The sequence below is a fragment of the Ruminococcus sp. AM43-6 genome (assembly GCF_003461785.1).
GTDB classification, from domain to species: domain Bacteria; phylum Bacillota; class Clostridia; order Oscillospirales; family Ruminococcaceae; genus Hominimerdicola; species Hominimerdicola aceti.
Genome location: NZ_QTXU01000002.1, coordinates 76,185 through 101,197, shown reverse-complemented (window position 1 = coordinate 101,197; position 25,013 = coordinate 76,185). Strand labels below are relative to the sequence as shown.

21 protein-coding genes and 1 other annotated feature are annotated in these 25,013 nt (G+C 44.6%); of the genes, 14 read left to right on the top strand and 7 right to left on the bottom strand.

Annotated elements, in window-relative coordinates; all coding sequences use genetic code 11:
- The first annotated feature begins 5 nt into the window (after positions 1–5).
- The 7 genes from DW938_RS02210 (at position 6) to DW938_RS14635 (ending at position 9,474) form a co-directional block, all read left to right on the top strand.
- Positions 6–1,769, top strand: a complete 1,764-nt coding sequence (locus tag DW938_RS02210) for a V-type ATP synthase subunit A (protein ID WP_118123758.1) — start codon at positions 6–8, stop codon at positions 1,767–1,769.
- A complete protein-coding gene (locus DW938_RS02205; protein WP_038672666.1) occupies positions 1,766–3,169 on the top strand; it encodes a V-type ATP synthase subunit B in 1,404 nt (467 codons plus the stop codon). Before DW938_RS02210 ends, DW938_RS02205 begins: the two co-directional genes overlap by 4 nt.
- A gap of 222 nt (positions 3,170–3,391) precedes the next feature.
- Positions 3,392–4,015 carry a V-type ATP synthase subunit D gene (locus tag DW938_RS02200; protein WP_038672664.1) on the top strand — a complete coding sequence of 208 codons (624 nt, stop codon included), beginning with the start codon at positions 3,392–3,394 and terminating at the stop codon, positions 4,013–4,015.
- Between the two features lie 210 nt (positions 4,016–4,225).
- Positions 4,226–4,828: a DUF308 domain-containing protein gene (locus tag DW938_RS02195; RefSeq protein ID WP_181979879.1), complete on the top strand. Its 603-nt coding sequence runs from the start codon at positions 4,226–4,228 to the stop codon at positions 4,826–4,828.
- Positions 4,829–5,125: 297 nt separating this feature from the next.
- A complete protein-coding gene (locus DW938_RS02190) occupies positions 5,126–7,207 on the top strand; it encodes a glutamine synthetase III (protein ID WP_118123757.1) in 2,082 nt (693 codons plus the stop codon).
- A gap of 175 nt (positions 7,208–7,382) precedes the next feature.
- Positions 7,383–9,155, top strand: coding sequence for an ammonium transporter (locus DW938_RS02185; RefSeq protein ID WP_117857132.1), 1,773 nt, complete (start codon positions 7,383–7,385; stop codon positions 9,153–9,155).
- 130 nt (positions 9,156–9,285) lie between these two features.
- The gene (locus DW938_RS14635; RefSeq protein ID WP_147342353.1) at positions 9,286–9,474 is read left to right on the top strand and encodes a hypothetical protein; all 189 of its coding nucleotides are present in this window, start codon (positions 9,286–9,288) and stop codon (positions 9,472–9,474) included.
- A 64-nt stretch (positions 9,475–9,538) separates the two neighbouring features.
- Here DW938_RS14635 and aspS read toward each other — a convergent pair whose 3' ends face one another.
- The 7 genes from aspS to DW938_RS02150 form a co-directional block, all read right to left on the bottom strand.
- A complete protein-coding gene (gene aspS, locus DW938_RS02180) occupies positions 9,539–11,317 on the bottom strand; it encodes an aspartate--tRNA ligase (RefSeq protein ID WP_242992333.1) in 1,779 nt (592 codons plus the stop codon).
- A gap of 41 nt (positions 11,318–11,358) precedes the next feature.
- On the bottom strand, positions 11,359–11,877 hold the full coding sequence (locus DW938_RS02175) for a hypothetical protein (protein WP_118123756.1): 519 nt from the start codon (positions 11,875–11,877) through the stop codon (positions 11,359–11,361).
- Complete coding sequence (locus DW938_RS02170; RefSeq protein ID WP_022287018.1) at positions 11,877–12,191, bottom strand: hypothetical protein; 315 nt, start codon at positions 12,189–12,191, stop codon at positions 11,877–11,879. Before DW938_RS02170 ends, DW938_RS02175 begins: the two co-directional genes overlap by 1 nt.
- A gap of 3 nt (positions 12,192–12,194) precedes the next feature.
- Positions 12,195–13,523 (bottom strand): histidine--tRNA ligase, encoded by a 1,329-nt coding sequence (hisS, locus tag DW938_RS02165; RefSeq protein WP_118123755.1) that lies wholly within the window; start codon positions 13,521–13,523, stop codon positions 12,195–12,197.
- A 145-nt stretch (positions 13,524–13,668) separates the two neighbouring features.
- The gene (locus DW938_RS02160) at positions 13,669–14,262 is read right to left on the bottom strand and encodes a YdcF family protein (RefSeq protein ID WP_118123754.1); all 594 of its coding nucleotides are present in this window, start codon (positions 14,260–14,262) and stop codon (positions 13,669–13,671) included.
- A 147-nt stretch (positions 14,263–14,409) separates the two neighbouring features.
- Positions 14,410–14,617 (bottom strand) — a binding site (T-box leader).
- A 14-nt stretch (positions 14,618–14,631) separates the two neighbouring features.
- Positions 14,632–15,039: a methylglyoxal synthase gene (mgsA, locus tag DW938_RS02155; RefSeq protein WP_022287015.1), complete on the bottom strand. Its 408-nt coding sequence runs from the start codon at positions 15,037–15,039 to the stop codon at positions 14,632–14,634.
- A 108-nt stretch (positions 15,040–15,147) separates the two neighbouring features.
- Positions 15,148–15,885 carry a P-loop NTPase gene (locus DW938_RS02150; RefSeq protein WP_022287014.1) on the bottom strand — a complete coding sequence of 246 codons (738 nt, stop codon included), beginning with the start codon at positions 15,883–15,885 and terminating at the stop codon, positions 15,148–15,150.
- Positions 15,886–16,345: 460 nt separating this feature from the next.
- Between DW938_RS02150 and DW938_RS02145 the strand changes: the two genes are divergently transcribed.
- From DW938_RS02145 to DW938_RS02115, 7 genes are all read left to right on the top strand, one after another.
- Positions 16,346–16,801, top strand: coding sequence for a DUF4830 domain-containing protein (locus DW938_RS02145; RefSeq protein ID WP_118123753.1), 456 nt, complete (start codon positions 16,346–16,348; stop codon positions 16,799–16,801).
- Positions 16,802–17,004: 203 nt separating this feature from the next.
- Positions 17,005–17,730, top strand: a complete 726-nt coding sequence (locus DW938_RS02140; protein ID WP_118123869.1) for a pseudouridine synthase — start codon at positions 17,005–17,007, stop codon at positions 17,728–17,730.
- Positions 17,731–17,883: 153 nt separating this feature from the next.
- Positions 17,884–19,026: a sn-glycerol-3-phosphate ABC transporter ATP-binding protein UgpC gene (gene ugpC / locus DW938_RS02135; protein WP_117877715.1), complete on the top strand. Its 1,143-nt coding sequence runs from the start codon at positions 17,884–17,886 to the stop codon at positions 19,024–19,026.
- A gap of 112 nt (positions 19,027–19,138) precedes the next feature.
- Positions 19,139–20,386: an SGNH/GDSL hydrolase family protein gene (locus tag DW938_RS02130; RefSeq protein ID WP_118123752.1), complete on the top strand. Its 1,248-nt coding sequence runs from the start codon at positions 19,139–19,141 to the stop codon at positions 20,384–20,386.
- Positions 20,387–20,707: 321 nt separating this feature from the next.
- Positions 20,708–21,904: a glycoside hydrolase family 5 protein gene (locus DW938_RS02125; RefSeq protein ID WP_181984348.1), complete on the top strand. Its 1,197-nt coding sequence runs from the start codon at positions 20,708–20,710 to the stop codon at positions 21,902–21,904.
- A 580-nt stretch (positions 21,905–22,484) separates the two neighbouring features.
- Positions 22,485–24,053: a cardiolipin synthase gene (gene cls, locus DW938_RS02120; RefSeq protein WP_242989163.1), complete on the top strand. Its 1,569-nt coding sequence runs from the start codon at positions 22,485–22,487 to the stop codon at positions 24,051–24,053.
- Positions 24,054–24,120: 67 nt separating this feature from the next.
- Complete coding sequence (locus DW938_RS02115) at positions 24,121–25,005, top strand: YitT family protein (protein WP_117938219.1); 885 nt, start codon at positions 24,121–24,123, stop codon at positions 25,003–25,005.
- The last annotated feature ends 8 nt before the right edge of the window (positions 25,006–25,013 follow it).

Below are 25,013 nucleotides of genomic sequence, written 5' to 3'. Positions count from 1 at the left end.
TTTTTATGGATAAAATATATTCGGTAAACGGACCTGTAGTAAAGGTTGCAGATACGAAAAGCTTTGCCATGCAGGAAATGGTCTATGTGGGCAAAAAGCGTCTTATCGGCGAGGTCATAAGAGTGCAGTCCGATTTTACCACCATTCAGGTCTATGAGGGAACAACAGGACTTATGCCTGGCGAGCCTGTTACCTCAACAGGCGCACCGATGTCTGCAACCCTCGGCCCCGGTATAATAAATAACATCTTCGACGGCATAGAAAGACCGCTTAAAAAGCTTGAAGAAGTCTCAGGTGCTTTTATCGCCGACGGTGCAGACGTAAGCTCGCTTGATACAGAGAAAAAGTATCCCGTTACAATGACAGTGAAAACAGGGGATAAGCTTTCCGCAGGGGATATTTATTGCACCTGCCCCGAAACACCACTTATCACACATAAGTGTATGCTTTCCCCTCTGTCAAAAGGCGGAGAGATCATATGGGCTGCCGAAAACGGCGACTATACAATAAATGACGTTGTGGCAAAAATAAAAGCCCCTAACGGAGCAGTAGAGGAGCTTACCCTCTGTCAGAAATGGCCTATCAGAACATCAAGACCATGCAAAAACCGCCTGCCTATTACAAAGCCGTTGGTAACAGGTCAGCGTATCGTTGATACTATTCTGCCGGTTGCAAAGGGCGGAACAGCCGCTATCCCCGGGGGTTTCGGCACAGGCAAGACCATGACCCAGCACCAGCTTGCAAAGTGGTGTGACGCAGATATAATCGTCTATATAGGCTGCGGCGAACGTGGAAACGAAATGACGCAGGTGCTTGAGGAGTTCTCAGAGCTTATCGACCCGAAAACACAAAGACCGCTTACCGACAGAACAGTGCTTATCGCAAATACCTCAAATATGCCTGTCGCCGCCCGTGAAGCCTCTATCTATACGGGCATAACCCTCGCTGAGTATTACCGTGATATGGGTTATCATATCGCAATTATGGCAGACTCTACTTCACGTTGGGCAGAAGCTCTCCGTGAGATATCAGGCAGACTTGAAGAAATGCCTGCCGAGGAAGGTTTCCCTGCCTATCTGCCGTCACGAATTTCTGAGTTCTATGAGCGTGCAGGCTATGTTGAAACTCTGGGCGGCAAGGAAGGCTCTGTTACTATAATCGGAGCAGTTTCGCCCCAAGGCTCTGACTTTTCCGAGCCTGTCACACAGAATACAAAGCGTTTTGTACGCTGCTTCTGGGCGCTGGATAAATCCCTCGCCTATGCAAGACATTATCCTGCAATAAACTGGAACACAAGCTATTCCGAGTATGCAGAAGACCTTGCAGATTATTATAATAAAAACGTCAATGAGAACTTCATGAAAGTCAGACAGGAGATATCAAATATCCTCGTTGAGGAAAATACTCTCATGGAGATAGTTAAGCTCATGGGTACTGACGTCCTCCCTGACGATCAGAAGCTTCTTATCGAAACCGCAAGAGCCGTAAGAGTAGGCTTTTTACAGCAAAACGCCTATCATAAGGATGATACCTACGTCCCCCTTGATAAGCAGTACCGCATGATGAAACTTATCACAGATTTCTATGCCCTTGCAAAGAAAGCACTTTCACAGGGCGTGAACGTTGATAAAATAATAGGCTGCGGCTGGATAGAAAAGCTTATCAAAGTCAAGTATGATATACCGAACGATAAAATAGAGCTTTTTGACGAATACGAAAAGAATATGAAAGCCGATATGGAGGCTTTGACAGGAGGTGCAGGAGCGTGAACGTAAAATATATCGGTCTTAGCGAAATAAACGGACCGCTCGTTGCACTTGACCATGTTAGCGGTATTTCCTATGACGAAATGGCAGAAATAAAGCTTGACGACGGCACACGACGCCTTGCAAGAGTTGTAGAGGTGGAAAAAGACAGAGCCGTTTTGCAGGTCTTCGAGGGAACAAAAGGACTTTCCCTTGTTAATACCACCACAAGCTTTCAGGGCAAGCCTATGGAGCTTGCTTTGTCTACCGAAATGCTGGGCAGGATATTCAGCGGTGCAGGCAAGCCTATCGACGGTCTGGGAGAGATCTTCCCCGAAAAGTATCGTGATATAAACGGTTCGCCCCTTAACCCTGTTTCAAGAACATATCCTCGAAACTATATAAACACAGGCATATCTTCCATAGACGCCCTTACTACCCTTATAAGAGGTCAGAAACTCCCTATCTTCTCAGGTTCGGGACTTTCTCATAACAAGCTTGCCGTGCAGATAGTAAGGCAAGCGAAAATCGCCGACGAAAACGGACAGGATTTCGCAATAGTTTTCGGAGCAATGGGCGTAAAAAACGACGTTGCAGATTATTTCAAACGCTGTTTCGAGGAAACAGGTGTTTTGCAGAGAGTTGCAATGTTTTTAAACCTCTCCAACGACCCTATCATAGAGCGTATCCTCACTCCAAGATGCGCCCTCACTTGTGCCGAATATCTTGCCTTTGAACATGATATGCACATTCTCGTTATCCTCACAGATATGACTTCCTATGCCGAAGCCTTGCGAGAGTTCTCCTCATCAAAGGGGGAGATACCGGGAAGAAAAGGCTATCCGGGCTATCTCTATTCCGACCTTGCCTCTATCTATGAAAGAGCAGGCATTGTAAAGGGAGCAAAAGGCTCTGTTACGCAGATACCGATACTCACCATGCCAAATGACGATATCACTCACCCTGTCCCTGACCTTACAGGCTATATAACCGAGGGGCAGATTGTTCTTGACAGAAACCTCGACCAAACAGGTGTTTATCCTGCTGTTTCTATCCTGCCGAGCCTTTCAAGACTTATGAAAGACGGCATAGGCGAGGGCTATACAAGGGAAGACCACCAAATGGTGTCGAACCAGCTTTTTGCAGCCTATGCAAAGGTGCAGGACGCAAGAAGCCTTGCTTCCGTTATCGGTGAGGAGGAGCTTTCCGATACCGATAAAGCCTATCTTAAATTCGGTACGCTCTTTGAGAAGCATTTTATCGACCAAGGCTTTGACGTGAACCGTTCCATAGATGAAACTCTCGACCTGGGCTGGAGCTTGCTCTCCACACTACCGAAATCAGAGCTTGACCGTGTTGACGAAGAACATCTGGAGCATTATTACAGTGCCGAAAAAGCTAAGGCACTTTTTGCAGAGGACTAAAATTATAATGGGACACATCTGTGCCACACAAATAATTATGTAGGGGCGGTCACTCGCCGTGACGGGCATTTTACGCTACAATTTTTGTTAATGCGACATATTTGCACCGCACAAAACAATTATGATAAAAAATCGGGTGAACGATGTTCGCCCCTGCTTGATTTTCAGACCATACTAGATTTTTTAATGATACAGTGATATAATAGAAAGAGGGTGTGACCAATGGCTGAACAGCAGGTCTTTGCCACAAAGGGAAATCTTATACTTTATAAAAAGGCTCTGAAGCTTGCCGCATTGGGCTATGAGCTTCTGGACAGAAAAAGAAATATCCTTATAAGAGAGCTTATGAGCCTTGTTGACAAAGCAGGGGAGCTTAGAGGAAGCATTGAGGACACCTACAAGGAAGCCTACAGCGCACTCCAGCTTGCAAATATCTCCATGGGTCTTGTTACACCTTATGCAAATTGTATCCCTGTTGAAACAGGCGTTGAGATAAGCACAAGAAGCGTCATGGGCGTTGAGCTGCCAAAGGTCACGCTTAAAGAACGCCCTCTGAAAGTCACATACGGCTTTTCTCAGACCGATTCTCAGCTTGACAGAGCCTATCTTGCCTTTGAAAAGGTAAAACAGACCACAGCAGTCCTCGCAGAAGTGGAAAACAGTATCTACAGACTGTCCGTAGCCATAAAAAAGACACAGCGCAGAGCAAACGCCCTGCAAAACATAATCATTCCAAGAAATGAACACATAGTGAAATTCATTACTGACTCTCTTGAAGAAAAGGACAGAGAGGAGTTCTCACGAATGAAAGTAATAAAGGCGGCAAAGCTAAAGTCGGCAAAATAATATTTGTAATGGCTGGCACCCTCGACAGCCCGCTTTTCAACGTTGTTTTGTTTATTGCAGGGGCGGTCACTCGCCGTGACGGGCATTTCACGCTGTGCATTTATTAATGCAACACCTTTGTACTGCACAAATAAATTGTAGGGGCGACCTGAGGTCGCACGTCCAGTCGCTAGCTTGCAGCATTATAAAAACATGAAAGGAAAGATAAAAATGGAATATATCAAAAAAGTATTCAGAAGCTATTGGGTATTGTCCATATTCTGCGTAGTGCTGGGCATCGCACTCATAATCGACCCTAATTTCTTTACCGACGCCATAGGCTATGTTATTGGTGGACTTTTCACCGCATTCGGTGCAGTGGAGCTTATAAGATACTTCGCCATGGGCAAAGACGACCAGAGCTATTCTTCAAGCCTTGTGAGAGGGATCATCCTCGCCGCCATAGGTATTTTCATTATCATAAGACCTGATTTTATCCCGAAAGTCATTGCCGTTGTCTGCGGACTTTATATGCTCATAAGCGGCATCGTGAACATTCAGGACTCCCTTAACCTTAGACGTGCAGGTGTAGAAAGCTGGAACGTAAGCTGTATCTCAGCTGCTGTTACCACTCTCGTTGGTATACTCCTCCTCTTTGACCCTCTTATTTTAGGCGAAACCGCAATGATAGTCCTTGGTATCGCTCTGCTCGTTTCAGGTGTGACGAATATCTTCGGCTGTTTTACCGCAGGCTCAAAGCTCAAAAAGGTAAAGAAGCTTATGAAAAAAGAGCTCAAAGACAGACCTGATAAGGATCATTATATAGATATTTAGGATATTATCGTAGGGGCGACCTAGGGTCGCCCACTTTTTTTCACTGTTTTAGCAGTTTGAAGTATTTCTTTACAAAAATATGTGCATTTTATTGAAATGAGATGTGATTTCACAAGTTTCAACAAATATTTTTGCGTCGATTTGTAAAAGTCTATAAAAATTAAAAAAAGCCTTGACAAATGAGGTCAAAAGGTATATACTCATAACTGTAAACAGCAAAGGCGCTGTGAACCACTTAGGTTCGCAGTGTCTTTTTTTATTTCTTTAGACTATAATTTATAATAGGAGGAATTCAATATGGCAAACGTTCCTGAATATTTCGGCTCAGACGTATTCAATGAATCAGTGATGAAAGAAAGACTTCCAAAGGCTACATACAAGGCTTTGAAGAAGACTATCGACAACGGCGATCCACTTGATATCGAGGTTGCAAACATCGTTGCTAATGCAATGAAGGACTGGGCAGTTGAAAAGGGCTGCACACATTACACTCACTGGTTTCAGCCAATGACAGGTCTTACAGCAGAAAAGCTCGACAGCTTTATCTCACCAACTGAGGACGGTCACGTTATCATGGAGTTCTCAGGCAAGGAGCTTGTTAAGGGCGAACCTGACGCTTCTTCTTTCCCTTCAGGCGGATTGAGAGCAACATTCGAGGCAAGAGGCTATACAGCTTGGGACCCAACTTCATACGCATTCATTAAGGAAAAAGCACTCTGTATTCCTACTGCTTTCTGTTCATACAATGGCGAAGCGCTTGATAAGAAAACTCCGCTTCTCCGTTCAATGGAAGCTATCAATAAGTCAGCTCTCAGAATTCTGAAGTTGTTCGGCTCAGACGCAACAAGAGTTACATCAAACGTTGGTCCTGAGCAGGAATACTTCCTTGTAGACAGAGAGATGTATGCAAAGAGAGAGGACCTTATCCTTGCAGGCAGATCACTTTACGGCGCACCTGCTCCAAAGGGTCAGGAACTTGAAGATCACTATTTCGGTACTATCAAGACAAGAGTTCAGGCTTACATGAAAGATCTTGACGAGCAGCTCTGGAGACTTGGTATCTACGCTAAAACAAAGCATAACGAGGTAGCGCCTGCTCAGCACGAGCTTGCTCCTATCTATGGCACAACAAATATCGCCACCGACCACAACCAGCTCACAATGGAGATCATGAAGAGAACAGCCAGAAAGCACGGCTTCAAGTGCCTGCTTCATGAGAAGCCATTCGCTGGCATCAACGGTTCCGGTAAGCATAACAACTGGTCTATCTCAACAAACACAGGTGTAAACCTCCTCGATCCTGGTAAAACACCTGCTGAGAACGCTCAGTTCCTCCTGTTCCTTACAGCAGTTATCAAGGCTGTAAATGATTATCAGGATATCCTGAGAGCTTCAGTTGCTTCTGCCGGTAACGACCACAGACTTGGCGCTAACGAAGCTCCTCCGGCTATTATTTCTATCTTCCTTGGCGACGAGCTTACAGGCGTTCTCGATGCTATCGTAAACGGCGTTAAGTATGAGGACAAGAGAGTTGAGATGGAGATCGGTGTTGACGTTCTGCCACACTTCCCTAAGGATACAACAGATCGTAACAGAACTTCACCATTTGCATTCACAGGCAATAAGTTTGAGTTCAGAATGCCTGGTTCAAAGCTTTCAGTAGCAGGTCCTAACACAGTTCTTAACACTATCGTTGCTGACGTTCTCGATCAGTTTGCTGACGAGCTTGAAAAGGCTGACAACTTCCAGGACGCTCTTGACGATCTTATCAAGAGAACTATCAAGGAAAATCAGAACATCATCTTCAACGGCAATGGTTATTCAGACGAGTGGCCTGTTGAAGCAGAAAAGAGAGGACTTCTTAACCTTAAGTCAACTCCTGAGGCTGTTCCTACATTCCTTGCACAAAAGAATGTTGACGTGTTCTCTAAGTACGGTGTTTATACAGAAGCTGAGCTTCAGTCAAGAGTTGAGATTCTCCTCGACGAGTATTGCAAGACGCTCAATATTGAGGCTCTTACAATGATCGACATGGCTAAGAAGGAGATCCTTCCTGCTGCCGCTAAGTATATCAAGGATATCGCAAAGACTGCTGAGCTTGCAAAGAGCTGCGGTGCTGAAACTGTATTCGAGGAAGAAACAGTTAAGGAAATTTCAGCTCTCGTAACTGAGATGTACAAGGCACTTGGCACACTGGAAGCTGATGTACAGAAAGTACACGCTATCGAGGACACACAGGAAATGGCAAACTTCTTCCACGATACTATCTTTGCAGATATGGGCGCTCTCAGAGTTCCGGCTGATAAGATCGAAACACTGGTAGGCAAGGAGTACTGGCCTTATCCAACATACAGCGACCTGCTGTTCTACGTTAAGTAAGGGACAATTCAAATTTTCAATATAACATAGACTTTATAACAAACTAACCACAGATCTACTACTTTGTTCCCCTACAGACACAATAATATACGGAATGCACAATGAAGTGTATGACAGACCGAGCCGAATGGCTTTGGTCGTCATACACTTTTTTGTATTTTAGGAGGAAAAAGATATGACAAACACTGTAACAGTATTGGCTGAAAGCACAGGATTCAGTGCCGTCAATACTATATGGGTACTGTTGGGAGCTGCACTTGTATTCTTTATGCAGGCAGGCTTCGCAATGGTTGAAACGGGCTTCACCCGTGCGAAAAACGCAGGTAACATAATCATGAAAAACCTGATGGACTTCTGTATCGGAACTCCGCTGTTCTGGCTCTTTGGTTTCGGTATAATGTTTGGCGACGGAAAGTTCATCGGAGCTTACAAGGGAATCGCAGATTCAACATATGCCTCAGCTGCTCCAGACGGAGTGCCTTTCTTTGCATTCCTTATCTTTCAGACAGTTTTCTGTGCAACAGCAGCAACTATCGTCTCCGGAGCTATGGCAGAAAGAACAAAGTTCATTTCTTATTGTATCTATTCAGCAATTATAAGCCTTCTGGTCTATCCTATTGAGGCTCACTGGATCTGGGGCGGCGGCTGGCTCGCAGACCTCGGCTTCCATGATTTCGCAGGTTCAACTTGCGTTCATATGGCAGGCGGCGTTGCAGCATTCGTTGGCGCAGCTATCCTTGGTCCTCGTATCGGTAAGTATGACAAGAACGGCAAGGCAAAGGCTATCCCAGGTCACTCGCTTACACTTGGCGCACTTGGCTGCTTTATCCTTTGGTTCTGCTGGTTTGGTTTCAACGGTGCGTCAACAACTTCAATGGAGGGCGACGCTATCCCGCTTGCAGGTAAAGTTTTCGTAACAACAAACCTTGCAGCAGCAGTTGCAACTATCACAACAATGATTTTTACTTGGATCAAGTATAAGAAGCCTGATGTTTCAATGACACTTAACGCTTCACTTGCAGGTCTTGTAGCTATCACAGCTCCATGCGACACAGTTTCACCGGTATCAGCAGCTATAATCGGTATCGTTGCAGGTATCCTCGTAGTTGTAGGTGTAGAGTTTATAGATCAGGTACTCAAGATAGATGACCCGGTTGGTGCTTGCGGAGTTCATATGCTCAACGGTATGTGGGGTACTATCGCAGTGGGTCTTTTCTCAGACGGTACTTGCGGTGAAAAGGGACTCTTCACAGGCGGTGGAGCACATCTTCTTGGTATCCAGCTTCTCGGTATGGTATCAGTTATCGCTTGGGTAGCTATCACAATGACTATCGTATTCCAGATCATCAAGCACACGATCGGTCTTAGAGCTTCCGAGCAGGAAGAGATCCTTGGTCTTGACGTTACAGAGCATGGTCTTGTATCTTCTTACGCTGACTTCGCACCGGCAATGTCACAGGCAATGCTCAGCTATACAAAGGACGACGCAAAGAGCGTTGTAAAGGTAGACAAGTCAACAGAGCCTGTAGTTCCTGTTGAGAAGGCCATCAAGGTAGAATCTTATGCAACAGACGCACCGTCTGCTGACGGCACACCTAAGATGACAAAGGTCGCTATCATCTGCAAGCAGCAGAAGCTCAACGATCTTATCACAGCTTTGGAGGACATCGACGTAACAGGTGTTACAGTAACGAACGTTCTTGGCTGCGGAATGCAGAAAGGGCAGCCTGAGTATTACCGTGGTGCAGTTGTTGAAACAAATCTGCTGCCAAAGGTAAAGGTCGAGGTCGTTATTTGCAAGGTACCAACAAGAGCAGTTATCGACGCTGCAAAGGCAGCCCTTTATACAGGTCATATCGGAGACGGAAAGATCTTTGTATACAACATTGAGAACGTAGTAAAGATCAGAACGAATGAAGAGGGTTATGACGCACTTCAGGACGATTAAGCCTTAAAGATGACGGGTGACTACCCAATAAAATTGCCCCCATCCCACTTATAAATTATAGCTTGGAACCCGTGGTCGAGTAATTCGGCTGCGGGTTTCAAGTTTTTATGAGGGGGAGTATAAGTGAGGAATGAGGAGTGAGGAATGGGCAAAGCCGACCAGAGTAAAGAACAAGCACAAAGTAAAAGTCAGCACCGAGCGGAGCGATTTTGCGGCGGAAGAACTTACACGAATAAGATGTAGGGGAGAGTTTTTGCGGTTATCGGACAATGTTGTCATCGTGGTGTTCGCCCCTACATATACATTGTGCGGTCATTAGAATTTGTGCAATAAAACAAAAACAGGACAGCCCTCATGAGCTATCCTGTTTGCGTTAATGCGAATTATTCTTCTATTTCTGTGGTCTTGATGTGAAGCTCTTCAAGCTGCTTCTCGTCTACTGTGGACGGACAAGCACTCATAAGCTCGCTGGCGTTCTGTACCTTTGGGAACGCTATTACATCTCTGAGGCTGTCGGCATTGCAGATTATCATGGAAAGTCTGTCAAGTCCTATGCCCATGCCGCCATGCGGTGGTGCGGCATAACGATAGGCGTCTACGAGGAAGCCGAACTTTGCTTCTATCTCTTCGTCTGTCATGCCCAGTGCTTCAAACATTTTCTGCTGAAGCTCAAAGTCTGTTATTCTCATTGAGCCTGATGAAAGCTCTGTGCCGTTGAGGACAAGATCCCACGCCTTTGCACGGACGTTTGCAGGGTCGGTGTCAAGATAGTCAAGACACTCTTCCATTGGCATTGTGAATGGGTGGTGTGCTGCTACCCATGCGTCGTTCTCGTCATCATACTCAAAGAATGGCATTTCTGTTATCCATACAAAATTGAACTTGCCCTCCGGGATAACGCCAAGACGCTTTCCGCAGATAAGTCTGAGTGCGCCCAAAGTTGGAAGAACTACCTTGTTCTTGTCTGCACAGATTAGGATAAGGTCGCCCTTTTCTGCTCCAACGGCTGCGTTTATCTTCTCAAGGTCGCCCTCGCCAAGAAACTTCTTGAATGAGCAATTCGGCTCGTCTGCCCAGCGGATATATGCAAGACCCTTTGCACCTATGCCCTTTGCGTGCTCAACAAGCTTGTCGATCTCTTTTCTTGTGTATGTTGCCGCACCGCCCTTGACGTTTATTGCACGAACTGAGCCGCCAGCTTCGATAGCTGACTTGAATACCACAAAGTCAATATCCTTAACAGTATCTGTGATATCCTGTATCTCCATGCCGAAACGTGTGTCAGGCTTGTCAGAGCCATAACGGCTCATAGCGTCTGCAAATGTAAGTCTTGGCAGTGGGAGCGTTACCTCTACGCCGAGTATCTCTTTGAAAAGCTTTTCGAGATAGCCCTCAATACAAGCCTGGATATCCTCCTGATCGACAAAGGACATCTCAAGGTCTATCTGTGTGAACTCAGGCTGTCTGTCGGCTCTGAGATCCTCGTCACGGAAACATCTTGCAAGCTGGATATATCTGTCATAACCTGATATCATAAGGAGCTGCTTGTATATCTGCGGTGACTGCGGCAGTGCATAGAACTTGCCTGCGTGAACTCTTGACGGAACGAGGTAATCTCTTGCACCCTCTGGGGTGGACTTCATCATCATAGGAGTTTCTATTTCAAGGAAGCCATTGTCATAGAAATACTCTCTTGTTATCTGAGCTATCTTATGACGGGTGATGATATTCTTCTGCAGCTTTGGATTTCTAAGGTCAAGGTAGCGGTATTTGAGCTTCAGCTCATCGTTTACCTTATCTGAGTTTGTTACCTCAAACGGTGTTGTTTCAGCCTTTGAGAGTATTCTCAGGTCTGTTACGGCAACTTCTATCTTGCCTGTTTTTAGCTTTTCGTTCACGCTCTCACGAGGACGTACCATACCCTTTGCCATGAGGACATACTCGCCTTTTACAAGCTGAGCCTTTTCAAAAACTGCTCTGTCTGTTTCGTCATTGAATGCAAGCTGTACAAGTCCAGTTCTGTCACGGAGATTGATGAAGATAAGGTTGCCCATATCTCTTACTCTGTCGGCAAAGCCGCATACAACTACTTCCTGCTCTGTTTCAGGCACTTCGCCGCAGTAATGGGTCCTGCGTAAGCCCTTCATTGTATCAAGTTTCATTTTACATTACTTCCTTTTCTTTGGGTTTATATTGATAAAAATTATTCGTCGCTTTCGTCTGTTTTGCTGACGGCAGGCGGGAAGCTGTCAAGATAGGCTCTGACGAACTTCTTCTTGTTGTCCCAGAACATGAGGAACAATCCCACAAGCCATATTGCGGCAAAGCATACTGCGCCTGTTTTCTCTTCCAGTGCCACAAGCATAAGGGTGAGGAAAAGCACAAGCACCGTCCATATGACGCCCACAACATAGGCATAGACAGGCTTTCTGAACTTGCCGTATATCCTAGAGCCGTTGGGGGTCTTTTCTACCTTGCCATAAAAGCCAGTTGAGCCTCCGTCACGCTTTTTAGCGGTATGGTGGAAGATCTGAAAGCTTTCGGCGTCTGTGCGGTAGCCATAAAAAATGGTATCGTCACGGTGGTTTTTCATGAACTTGCTTTGGGAGAGAATGTTTATGGTGGGTCTATGCTCGATAAGGTCACCGTCAAGCTTTCTCAGAACTCTTTTGGGCGAAAGTGAGGTCTCTACCTCATAGGTCATGGGTCTTATTGCAAGCATTATTTATCTTCCTTTTTATCGGGATAATCAGCAGGGTCAAAGACCTTGTCATTTATCTTTATCTGTCCGCCTGTGTGGGTGTTGCAGAGCATACCATAGATAGTGCCGCATTTTGTACACCTGAACTGGTGGAAAAGCTTTTCAGCATACCACTTGTTGTCGTTATCCATTATCTTATCAAGTGGGCAGGTCTGATAGGTCATTTCAACTTCCCCAGCCAGCAGCATTCTTGCAAGAGAACCTATGCAGAGCATATATTCCTGCGGAGTGTGTATTTCTACCAAAGGTATTTTCTCGCACTGTTCACATCTCATTGCTTAGTTCTCCTTTCCGATAAATTTCTCTATATCAGCGTCGATATCCTTGAACATATCCGCCATGAGGGCGTTTGAAAAGTTCTCGGCAATGGTGTTGTCAAGCCTGATATCTGTCTGTTCGCCTGTTGCCATGTTTTTGAGCTTTGCAACGCCTGATTCTATCTCGTTGTCGCCAAGCACCATAACGAACTTTGCACCTATTTTGTTTGCATACTTCATCTGAGCGTTAAGTCCTTTGCCTATAAGGTCATATTCTACGAAACAGCCCTCTTCTCTAAGCTCGGAGGCTATGCCCATTGCCTTTTTAAGGGCGTCCTCGCCCATTGGTACGATATAAAGGTCGCAGGTCTTTGGTTCCATATAGTCGCAGCCCTGAGCGTCCATTACCATGAGAAGTCTTTCAAGTCCCAGACCAAAGCCGAGGGCAGGGGTCGGCTTGCCGCCAAGCTGCTGGATAAGTCCGTCATAACGTCCGCCGCCGCAGACTGTACCCTGTGCGCCTATTTCATCGGTGATGAACTCGAAAACTGTTCTTGTATAGTAGTCAAGACCTCTTACTATCTTAGGGTTGATGTCAAAGTCGATGCCCATTACGGAGAGGTACTCCTGAAGCTTCTCGAAGTGTTCTTTGCAATCATCACAGAGATAATCGAGGATAACAGGGGCGTCCTTGCCAAGCTCCTGACAGTGTTTGACTTTACAATCAAGTATTCTCATTGGATTTTTGTCAAGTCTGTCCCGACAAGTCTCGCAAAGCTGGTCTTTTCTTGCGGCAAAATACTCTTTCAGAGCCTTGCGATACTCTGCACGGCAGGTTGGACAGCCTATAGAGTTGATGTTGAGCTTGATGTTTCTGAGTCCTGCTCTGTCAAGAACGCTTTTTGCAAGAGAAATGACTTCTGCGTCTGCTCTTGGGCTTTCTGAGCCGACCATTTCACAGCCGAACTGGTGGAACTCTCTGAGTCTGCCCTTTTGTGTGTTTTCGTGTCTGAAACATGAGAGGATATAATAGACCTTCTGTGGCAGACCCTCGTTCATAATGCCGTTTTCAAGGACAGCTCTCATTGTGCCGGATGTTCCCTCCGGACGGAGTGCAAACTTTGAGTCGCCTGCTGCGGAAACGGAATACATCTCTTTCTGAACAACGTCTGTTGTTTCGCCAACAGAACGCACGAACAGACCTGTTTCCTCAAAAGTTGGTACTCTTATTTCTTTGAAGCCGTATATTTCGGCAGCTTCGGAAACTATCTTCTCTACAGTGTGCCACTTATAGACCTTTGAGGGAACGATGTCCTCTGTGCCTTTTGGCTTTTTAACTATCAATGCCATATAATAACGATCCTTTCTGTATTTTGTCTTGAACTTTTGAATACCGATATCGTTTAAATAGCTGTGATATCGGGACGTTGTTAATAAACGGGCGAACACTGTTCACCGCTACATTAAAGAGCCTTGGTGCTGTAATTACAACGTTTCAAATTTCAAAATCGTCAATAAAACCTTTTTTTATATAATAACCGAATTTAAGACATTCGTCAAGTGCTGTTTTGCTGCCTTTTTCGGTCATTGACCAATTATTTCGCTGTGTACTGCCACGGCTGGCGGGGCAGGGAATAATTTTCTGTGTGAAAAAGTGCTGTGCAAGCATGGCGGCACGCCGCATATGATATGCGGTAGTGACTATAATAATGCTTTTGCAGTTTGGAAAATGCTTTTTTACAAGCTCGGCTGCGTTTTGCAGATTTTCAACGGTATCAAGAGAGTGTGTTTCCACAGTTATGGCGGAGGTCGGTATGCCGCATTTTTCGGCGGCGATGAGCATGGCTTTATATTCTGCCATGTCACCAAGGGAAGTCTTTTGCACCTTTCCTCCGCAGAATATGAGATGCGGGGCTTTTCTTTCCTGAAAAAGCTTTGCCGCAAGGGGAACACGATAGTCGCAGGCTTTGCGGCTTCCCAGAACTATTATAACGTCGGCAGTTTCGCCTTTATAGTCAAGACCCTCGAAAAGAAGCTTGTCTACTATTTCGGGGGTGATGTTTTCTTTTGTTAGCTGGCTGGCTTTCATTGTTATACCGCCTTTGCTTTTTTTGGTGTGCTGAGATAAGGTATTCGAGAGTAAGTGAGGAGCGAAAAAGCGGGACGTCGCATTTCTGTGAAGCAGAAATTGAGCCGCTCCCCTACGGGGGTGGATAAAAAATAAAGCCGTCCCCTAGTAAGGGACGACTTTTACCGTGATACCACCCTAATTATCCGAACATCTTCGTGCCGGATCACTCTAACGCTTTAACGCAGCTATACGTCCGTTCTTGAACAAACGGAAGCTCCAAGGTGTCCTTCTTCCTGCCCTTTGTGTGAGCCCTCTCACCAACGGCTCTCGCTGAAACATAAGAACGGAATACTCTCCCTTTCATCGCTTTTGTATATGAAATTTCAATTATATCTTTGTAGGATTAACAATATCTCTCCAGTCAAGATCGCCTCGCTCAAGTGCATGGATAAGCGCTTCGGCAGTGGCAATGTTTGTGGCTACCGGAATGTTGTGTACATCGCAAAGTCTGAGGAGATTCATATCATTAGGTTCGTGTGGCTTCACTGAGATAGGATCTCTGAAAAACAGAAGCAGGTCTATCTCGTTGCAGGATATTCTCGCTGCGATCTGCTGGTCGCCGCCCTGTGAGCCGCTGAGATAACGCTGAACGTTAAGGCCTGTTGCTTCGGCTACCATTTTTCCCGTAGTACCTGTGGCACAAAGATTGTGCTTGCTGAGTACACCGCAATAGGCGATACAGAACTGTACCATGAGTTCCTTTTTTGTGTCATGAGCAATAAGTGCAATATTCAATGGAAATCCCCCGTTTATATATTGGTATATTAATGAACAAATAAGTTTCGTTATATAAAACAGCCGCACTATGCGCAGATATCCTCACGCATACAGCTGATAATATACTCAGACCTTGATGGAGAGGGGTATATGCTCGCCCTTTATTCTTCTTGAAATAGCAGAGAATGCAAGGAAGCCCATAGAGCTTGATGAAAGCGGCGCTCCCTTTCCTGTTGCAAGAGGGATAGCACTGTCCTCAGGGATAACACCCAGAAGCTGAACGCCGACTGTGTCGATGATAGCGTCAAGGTCGTCCATTTCGTCAAACTCGAATATTCTCTTGTTTGCCTTGTTGATAACAAGTCTTTGCTTCTGATTTCCTCTCTTATAGAACTCATCTGACATCATTCTCGCATCTCTTACGCATACAGGGTCAGGAGTTGTAACTATAAGAATAAGGTCGGAATTAGTAACTATATCAAATACAGAACCGTTGATACCTGCAGAGGTGTCAATGATTATGTATTCAAAATACTTTCTCATTTCCTGTGTGATCTTTTCGATATCCTCAGCCTTGAGCTGAACGAACGGGTCAGACGGAGCACAGAGAACGCTCAGGTTTGAAGCAAGCTTAACAGTTGTTGTTGCCTTGTATACGTCGCAAGTACCCTCAAGAACGTCACCTAGATCGTATGTAATATTACCCTGCATACCAAGCATGATATCCATACATCTCAGACCAAAGTCAAGCTCAATTATAAGTGTACGGTTTCCCTGCTTGGCAAGGGCATAACCCAGACAGGCGCTTATAGAAGATTTGCCTGTTCCGCCTTTACCGGAAGTAACTGCAATAATTTTTGACATAAAACTCATTGCTCCTTTCATATATCAATCCTGCGGCTGACCGCAGAACGCATCAGCAATAATAGCTTGCCCCTTCACAGCCGTGAAAAGGCAGATTTAAGAAAACGTTTCAGTACCCTCCGCAGGCAATGCGGAGAAGCATAGCGTTACCTAATAATATTGTACCACATATTTTGAAATTGTCAAAGACATTTGTACAAAAAAATACAAAATCGTTAATTCACATTAATTTTCACTTTTATTTTTGTCAATTTTGCACAATGCCATATAAGTGCTGCAGAGTTTGTAATAATAAATCATAGCAAATCGATAAGTTTATTATACGATAATATTATTAATGCTATAAAAATTATTTTTGAAAATTATATAACAAAATAAAAAAATCGGACAGGTAGTTATAATTTTTGGGACAACACATATAAATGTACAAACTTTGAAAACAGAAAGCGAGGAAAAGGGTATGTTTATCAAGACAATAAAAGTAAAAAAGCCAACATTTGCGGTGATCGGGGCGGTTCTGGCGGCGTTGGCACTGTTGGCTGTGATAATAGTGACAGTGGTGAGGATATCGTCGCCTGCGGTGTACGAGATGAAAAGCGAAGCGCAAAGACAGGCGTTTTTGAAAGAAATGGGCTGGGAGGTGTCTGACGAATACGATGAATGCAAGGCGGTGACCATACCGAAAGAATTCAATGAGGTGTATGAAAAGTATAATAAGCTTCAGAAGCAGCAGGGCTTTGACTTGGAGGACTATAAAGGGAAAACCGCTGAGGTGTATACATATGCTGTGAAGAATTATGGGAATAAGAAGCAGGAGGTCAGGGCTAATCTTATCGTCTGTGAGGAACAGCTTGTGGGAGGAGATGTATGCTCAGCGGAGCTGGACGGATTTATGCAGGGGCTGAGGAAAAAGTAGGCGTCTGAGCGTGGAACGTCGGCATTATGAATAAGGGTAAACCAATGCTTCATAGGTCGAAAAAACCGATACAAATAGTAATAAAACGCCTGTGGAGCATATCTGCAGGCGTTTGCTTTTGGTCAAGTTTTTTCGCATATTTGACTTTTGGCGGTATCGTATGCTATAATCTTTATAAGAAAATTGTCAGAAAGGCTTTTGCTATGAGACTTGATAAATTTGTTTCTTCACAGCGTAATGATATTTCCCGAAGCATGGTGAGAGAGCTTTGCAGAAAAGGTCAGGTGACTGTAAACGGAAAGGTCGCCAAGGCGGCTGATGCTAAGGTCAGCGAAAACGATATTGTTGCTGTAAAGGGCGTGGAGATATGCTATAAAAAGTTTGTCTACGTAATGATGAACAAGCCGCAGGGTGTGGTTTGCTCCACTCGTGACGGAGAGTCGAAAACTGTCCTTGAGCTAGTACCTCCTGAGATGTTCAGGGAGGGGCTTTTTCCTGCGGGCAGGCTCGATAAGGATACTGAGGGCTTTGTGCTTCTCACTGATGACGGAGCTCTCGCCCACAGAATGTTGTCCCCTAAGACCCATGTTCCGAAAACCTATTTCGTCAGACTTCGTGACCCTTGGCAGGAAAATTATGCTCAGGCATTCGCTGAGGGCATGACTATCGACGGCGGAGAGAAATGTTTGCCTGCAGAATTTTCCGCAAGTGTGAACTGTCCCGATGAATGTACTGTTGTGCTTCATGAGGGTAAGTATCATCAGGTCAAGAGAATGTTTGAAAAGCTGGGAAATAAAGTTGTTTTTCTTAAGCGGATAAAGATCGGAGAACTGCCTTTAGATCCGGAGCTGCCCCTTGGAAGCTGTTTAGAAATAATGCACAAAGATGTTGAAAGATTATTGACAGCGAAATCGTTTAAATGTAAGTAATTACCTATTCTATGTGAATTTTCGTCAATATTCATAATGAGATATAATAAAGTTTAGTAAAAAAAACTCTTGCGGGTATGTTAAAAATTTGTTATGATAAAAGCATAGCTAATTAGGATATTAGTAAAATTCAAATAGGGAGGTCCTTTTTTAATGGCAAGTGTATCATTAAGGGAAATTTATAAGAAGTATGCAGGCGGCGTTATCGCTGTTTCAGACTTCAACATTGAGATCAAGGATAAGGAGTTTATCATCCTCGTAGGTCCTTCTGGTTGTGGTAAGTCTACAACACTTAGAATGATCGCAGGTCTTGAAGAGATCAGTGAAGGTGAGCTTTACATCGGCGACAGACTTGTAAACGACATCGCTCCTAAGGATAGAGATATCGCAATGGTATTCCAGAACTACGCTCTGTATCCTCACATGACAGTATTTGAGAACATGGCATTCGGTCTGAAGCTCAGAAAGGTACCAAAGGATGAGATCGCAAGAAAGGTAGAGGAAGCAGCAAGAATACTTGACATCGCTCACCTTCTTGACAGAAAGCCAAAGGCTCTCTCCGGTGGTCAGAGACAGCGTGTAGCCCTCGGTAGAGCTATCGTTCGTGAGCCACAGGTATTCCTTCTTGACGAGCCTCTTTCAAACCTCGATGCTAAACTGAGAGCACAGATGAGAACTGAGATCTCTAAGCTCCATAAGAAGCTCGGTACTACATTCATCTATGTAACTCATGACCAGACAGAGGCTATGACAATGGGTGATCGTATCGTAGTTATGAAGGATGGTTACATCCAGCAGATCGACACACCAACAAATCTTTACAACGATCCAGTAAACCAGTTCGTTGCAGGATTCATTGGTTCACCACAGATGAACTTCATCGACGCTAAGCTTCTCAAGGTAGACGGCAAGTATGTTGTTGAGTTCGGTTCTGAGGATACAAAGACAACAAGAGGCGTTAAGTATCAGGTAGCAGTTCCGGAGTCTAAGGTAGACCCTGAAGTTCTCGAGCCACTGGTTGATCAGGAAGTTGTTCTTGGTGTTCGTCCGGAGTGTATCCACGATGAGCCTGCATTCCTCGCTCAGGCTACAACAGGCGTTATCAACACAACTGTTGAAGTAACTGAAATGATGGGTGCTGAAACATATCTGTATCTCAACTGCGAGGGTATCCAGCTCACAGCTAGAGTTTCACCTCGTTCTGACGTTCGTCCACAGGATGAGCTTAAGGTCGCTATCGATCCTAACAGAATCCATATCTTCGATAAGGAAACTGAGAAGGCAGTTCTTAACTAATAAGAATTTTTATCATATTGATATAACCAAAAAGTACGGCTTTGTCCGTACTTTTTGTGTTATATGCGGTATGAAACCGATTTCGTTATCATAGATTAGAAAGGTACAAATAATGAATACAAAAAAATTGTTGGCAGTGCTTGTGAGTGTTGCTATGTGCGGAGCGGCTTTTGCAGGCTGCGGAAATAATGCGGACAGCTCAAAGGCTGAAAGCAAAGCGGAGTCTTCAAGCTCACAGGTCGAAAAAATGCCTGAAACTGACGAGGAGTGGACGCAGGCTATGTATGACAAGGCTATGGTGTCATATGGCAACACTTCTATGATGCAGAATGTTATAAAGAAAGCACAGTCAGGGGAAAAGGTCACTGTGGCGTATCTTGGCGGCTCTATCACTGAGGGTATTTCTGCCGGTGCAGACGGCTGTTATGCCAAGCTCACTTATGATTATTTTGCACAGAAATTCGGTACGGGGGATAACGTCCAGTATGTAAATGCAGGCCTTAGCGGTACGCCGTCTAAGCTTGGAATACTCAGGCTCGACAGAGATGTGCTGGCTTATGAGCCTGACATATGCTTTATCGAATTTGCAGTAAATGACGGCATGGAGGCTGACTATCAGAACGCTTACGAGTCAATAGTCAGAACGCTTTTGCAGAAGAATATCACTCCTGTTCTGCTGTTCTCGGTGACAGAAAACGACCATTCTGCTCAGGATTATATGAAGCAGATAGGCGAGTTTTATCACCTGCCGATGATATCATACTGTGACGCACTAAGATATCTTTTCGCAAACAATAGAATGACGTGGCAGGACTTTTCCGATGACCAGTCGCACCCTAACACTGAGGGTCACAAGCTTGTGGCTTCAATGGTAGACTACTATTTTGACACTGTTATGGACGTTGCGCCAGAGGGTGATTATGTCATGCCGACAGACACTGTTTTCTCTCCGCGAGAGGTGGACGCTCATATGTATGAGGGCGACAGCCTTACGCCAACAAGCCTTGGAAGTTGGAAGGAAGGCTCTACTATCGCAAGCTTCACAAATGGCTGGACTTACGACAACACCGGAGATAACAGCCCTATCGTATTCGAGTTCAAGGACAAAAAATTCTTGTACATGATATACAAAGAGGTGAAGCAGGGCGAGTTCGGCAAGCTTCATGTTAAGGTAACAGCAGACGGAGAGGTGTATGACGAAAGCGATTACGATACCATAAGTCCGTCAGGCTGGGGAAATGCTCAGATACAGAATATCGCCATGATGCCTGAAGCAACTAACTATACCGTTGAGATATCAATGGCGGCAGGTGATGAGGACAAGCATGGAGAAGTGCTTGCCTTTGGCTATACTGAATAGCTGTTTGAAATTTTAGCAAAAATAATAAGGCAGATGGTTTTTTAGCGGCTGTGGGAACGGCTTGCTCTGGAAAGCCGTCTGCCTGTTTTTTGTGTATTTATGTGGCGTTATGTACAAATAAGAAGTCTTTGATTTGTGAGTGTATACAAGAATTTGAATTAATACACAAATAAAGAAATTATCCCCTGTTCATTTTTAATTTATTTATATTTTGGTGCTATAATGACTTGTGTAAAGATACATAAGTGGAAGATGTCTTTGTATACTTGATATTATATGAAAATATAAACTTGTATGGCAGATAGCGGAAAGGTGATATCTATGATAAAAATGAAAAGAATATTTGCGGCGGCTTCTGCCGTTGTAATGGCGGCGGGAGTGTTTGCTTCCTGCGGAAATACAGACAGCTCTTCAAAGGCTGAAAATGTCGGAAGCTCCCTCGTTACGGAAAAAGGCGAGATGCGTGATATTTCTTCTATGGACCTTGTGAAAGAAATGAATTTGTGCTGGAATTTGGGAAACTCCCTTGACGTGTGTAATGCCGACCGTGACGGTGACGGTCAGGTGGACGAAAATTCAGAGAAAGTTGACGAAACCCTGTGGGGAAATGTGAAAACTACTCCCGAAATTTTCGACCAGCTCAAAAAGGACGGCTTCAACGCAGTGAGAATACCTATCACATGGCGTGACCACCTGTCTGACGATTGCACCATAGGCGAGGACTGGATGAACAGAGTTGAAGAAGTCGTTGATTATGCTTATGACAGAGATTTCTATGTTATCATAAACGTTCATCATGACGGTGGCGGTGACCCTGACTTCGGTGCATGGATAAGAACGGAAGCCGAGTCTGATTACGAAAACTTTTCAAAAAAGTATAACAAGATCTGGACGCAGATAGCAAAGAGGTTTGAGAACTATTCTGATAAGCTTATTTTCGAGTCCATGAATGAGGTGGGCTTTGACGATATGGGAACAAATCAGGCTTACGAACTGCTCAACAAGATAAATCAGGACTTTGTTGACCTTATAAGGAAACAGGGAGGAAACAATCCGAAAAGACATCTTTTGATAGCAGGCTATTGGACGGACGTGGAAAAGACTTGCTCAAAGCTTTTCAAAATGCCTGACGACCCTGAAAATAGGTGCATAGTTTCGGTGCATTATTATACGCCTTGGGAGTTCTGTGTTTGCACAAATCAGTATAACTGGGGAACTGAGCCTGAGATAAAAACAATGGTCAATAACGTGAATAAGCTTAAAACCACGTTTGTGGATAATGGCATACCGGTTATTGTGGGAGAGTATGGAAATTGTAAGGGCAATGACGAGGTGGACAGAGTGTTCTTTGACGAGTACTTTACGAAGCTCACACATGACATTGGGATACCGGCGTTCTTGTGGGACGACGGCGGAGTGTTTGATAGGGCTGATCTCACCTGGCAGGAAGAAGGGCTTCCTGACGCTTTGCATAGAGCAGTGAGCGGAGAGGAGTATATTGTAGAACGCATTAAGTGAGGAGTGAGGAATGAGGAATGGGCATAGCTGACCAGAGTAAAGACCAAGCATGAAGTAAAATTCAGAACTGAGCGTAGCGAGCAAAAGGTCCAGGGGCACGCCCCTGGTCAGGGTCAAGGGGTGAAACCCCTTGTGGGTACAGGGCAAAGCCCTGTCAGAGCTTGAGGCAGAGCCTCAATAGGCGTAAGCCTACAAGCGGTGCAGAAAAAAGTTAAAAAGCATATAAAAGTAAAGAACAAAACAAAGCGGTGTCGGAGCAAAAACTCTGCACCGCTTTGTTTCTATCCCATAGCGCAATTGTAGGGGACGGCGCCCTCGACGTCCCGCTTCGGGGAGTTGCGAGGTTTGAGTTTCCATAAACCATGTGGGTGAACTAAACGGGCGAACGCTGTTCGCCCCTACATTGTTCGTGCGTTGTTTTGCAAATTGTTGTCAACAATAAGATAACAAAAGTTGTGTCATTGTCACAGAAATTCGTGAAATCAGGGCGGATTAACTGCATTTTTGCGTATTGCAAAAATCAAAAATAAATGTTATAATTAATTATGTATCACTATTTTCAGAAAGGCAGGCGGATAATGTGGCAGAAAAGATAAGCGAAAAAATACAAAAGAAAAAACCGAAAAAACTTATAAATATGATATTCTCACAGAAAACCACTATTATCCTGCTTCTTGCATTGCAGCTTATTTTCATTTTTATCATCTTCCAAAGCTTCGCTGTGCATTATGCCTATCTGCATATCGTTTTTTCTACTGTGGCTATCGTGCTTGCTATCTATATCCTTAACAGCAGCGAGAACCCTGCCTATAAATTGGCGTGGATAGTACCCCTTGTTATCGTGCCTATCTTTACGGTGGTGCTTTATATATTACTCAAAAATCAGTTTTCAACAAGAAAGGTCAGAAACCTTTATGCTAAGAAATCCGCCAATACAAGACCTTTTCTTAAAACAAATAAACAGATAATGAGCTATCTCCATGAAAGTGAGCCTGATTTTTATAAGCTTGCAAACTATGTGGATAAGTCGGGGGGCTACCCTGTCTGCGGTAATACGGAGGTCACTTATTTTCCCCTTGGCGAAGATAAGTATAAGGCTATGCTTGAGGAGCTTCAGAAAGCTCAGGAGTTTATCTTTATGGAGTATTTTATTATCGACGACGGAGAAATGTGGCGTGAGATAGTTAAGATACTTCTTGAAAAAGCTAAGGCTGGCGTGGAGGTAAGACTTCTTTATGACGGCATGGGCTCTCAGTTCACTTTGCCTTTCAGATATAAGAAAAAGCTTACCGACCAAGGGGTAAAATGCCTTGTTTTCAATCCTTTCCGTCCTATGCTTTCTACTATACAGAATAATCGTGACCATAGAAAAATTCTTGTTGTAGACGGCAACGTGGCTTTCAACGGCGGTGTTAATATCGCCGACGAGTATATAAACCTCAAGGAGCGTTTCGGTCATTGGAAAGATACCGCCGTTATGCTAAAGGGCGACGGCGTTTGGAACTTCACTATGATGTTTCTGCAAATGTGGGAGGTGATTTCAGGGGATAAAACTGAGTATAATATGTACCGCCCAACTGTAAAAAACGTTGTGAACAACGGCTATGTTATCCCCTACGGCGACTCCCCTCTCGATGACGAGAATGTGGGCGAGCTTGTCTATATGGATATGATAAATAATGCCAAGGATTATATCTATATCTCTACCCCGTATCTTATTCCTGACAACGAAATGCTCACCGTCCTGGGCTATGCGGCAAAAAGCGGTGTTGATGTTAGGATAATCACTCCTGAGATACCTGATAAATGGTATGTGAGCGTTATAACAAGGTCTTTCTACAGAGATCTTGAAACGCTTGGCGTAAAAGTGTATGAGTATAAAGGCGGTTTCAACCACGCCAAAATGTTCCTGTCAGACGATAAGTCGGCCGTGGTGGGCACGATAAATCTCGATTACAGAAGCTTGTATCTCCATTTTGAGTGTGCAACTTATATGTACAAAACAAGTTGTATAAAGGATATAAAAGCGGACTTTGACGATATGTTTGAAAACCGCTGTCATAGGATAACACATGACGATATAAATAACCGCAGCTTCTGGTCAAGGTTCATGTCGGTCATTCTCAGAACTATTGCACCATTGCTCTGATGTATTTTACGAGGTATCAGGGGAAAAATAAGCCTATCTTTGCTTTTGCATAGCTTGGAGGGCTTTTATGATACTTCTGAATAAATTGTTTTCGACAAAAAAGTCCGCAAAGGGCAGAGTTGACTATCCTCTCTTGCTTCTCGGTGCGGTCATATATGGCGTGAGCGTGGGACTGGTTTTAAGCCCTAATGAGATAGCACCCGGAGGTGCTTCGGGGCTTGCTGTCATGTTGTCAAGATTTCTGCCTCTTGGTGTCGGCTCGCTTACAATGGCGATAAATCTTCCTTTGTTGGCGGTTAGCCTTTATGTGTTCGGCTGGCGTTTCCTTTTGGGAACTGTTGTAGCTATTGCAGTTTCGGGTCTGACTGCGGATATGTGTACGCTTTTTACACCACTCACAAATGATATTTTTCTCAGCGCAATAGCAGGCGGTATTCTGTTGGGCGCAGGCTGTGGGATAGTTTTTCGTTCAGGGGGAACAACAGGCGGAACTGATATCGCCGCAAAGCTTATCAAAAGGAAAAAGCCCTACATGGCGGCAGGGCAGATCTTTATGCTTGCAGACGGTGTGATATGTGTGCTCAGCGGTTTTGTTTTCGGCAGTATCGACAACGCACTGTATTCGTTCTTTACACTGTGGGTGTTCTCAAAAACACTGGATATGATACTCTACGGCGGCGACAGAGGAAAGCTTGCGCTGATAATAAGCCCAGCCGCAGATAAAATACTCCATAGGCTTCTTAATGAGGGCAACTTGGGGTGTACGGTCATAAAAGCCCGAACGGGATACACGGGCGAGGACAGAGATCTTATACTTTGCGCAGTGAGAAAACGCAGGATAACGGACGTCCGCAGGATAGCAGCGGAAACTGACGAAAAGGCTTTCGTGCTTGTGGGTGACGTGAGCGAGATAATAGGCGAGGGCTTCAGGCTCTCTGATGAATACTTCTGAAAGGACAT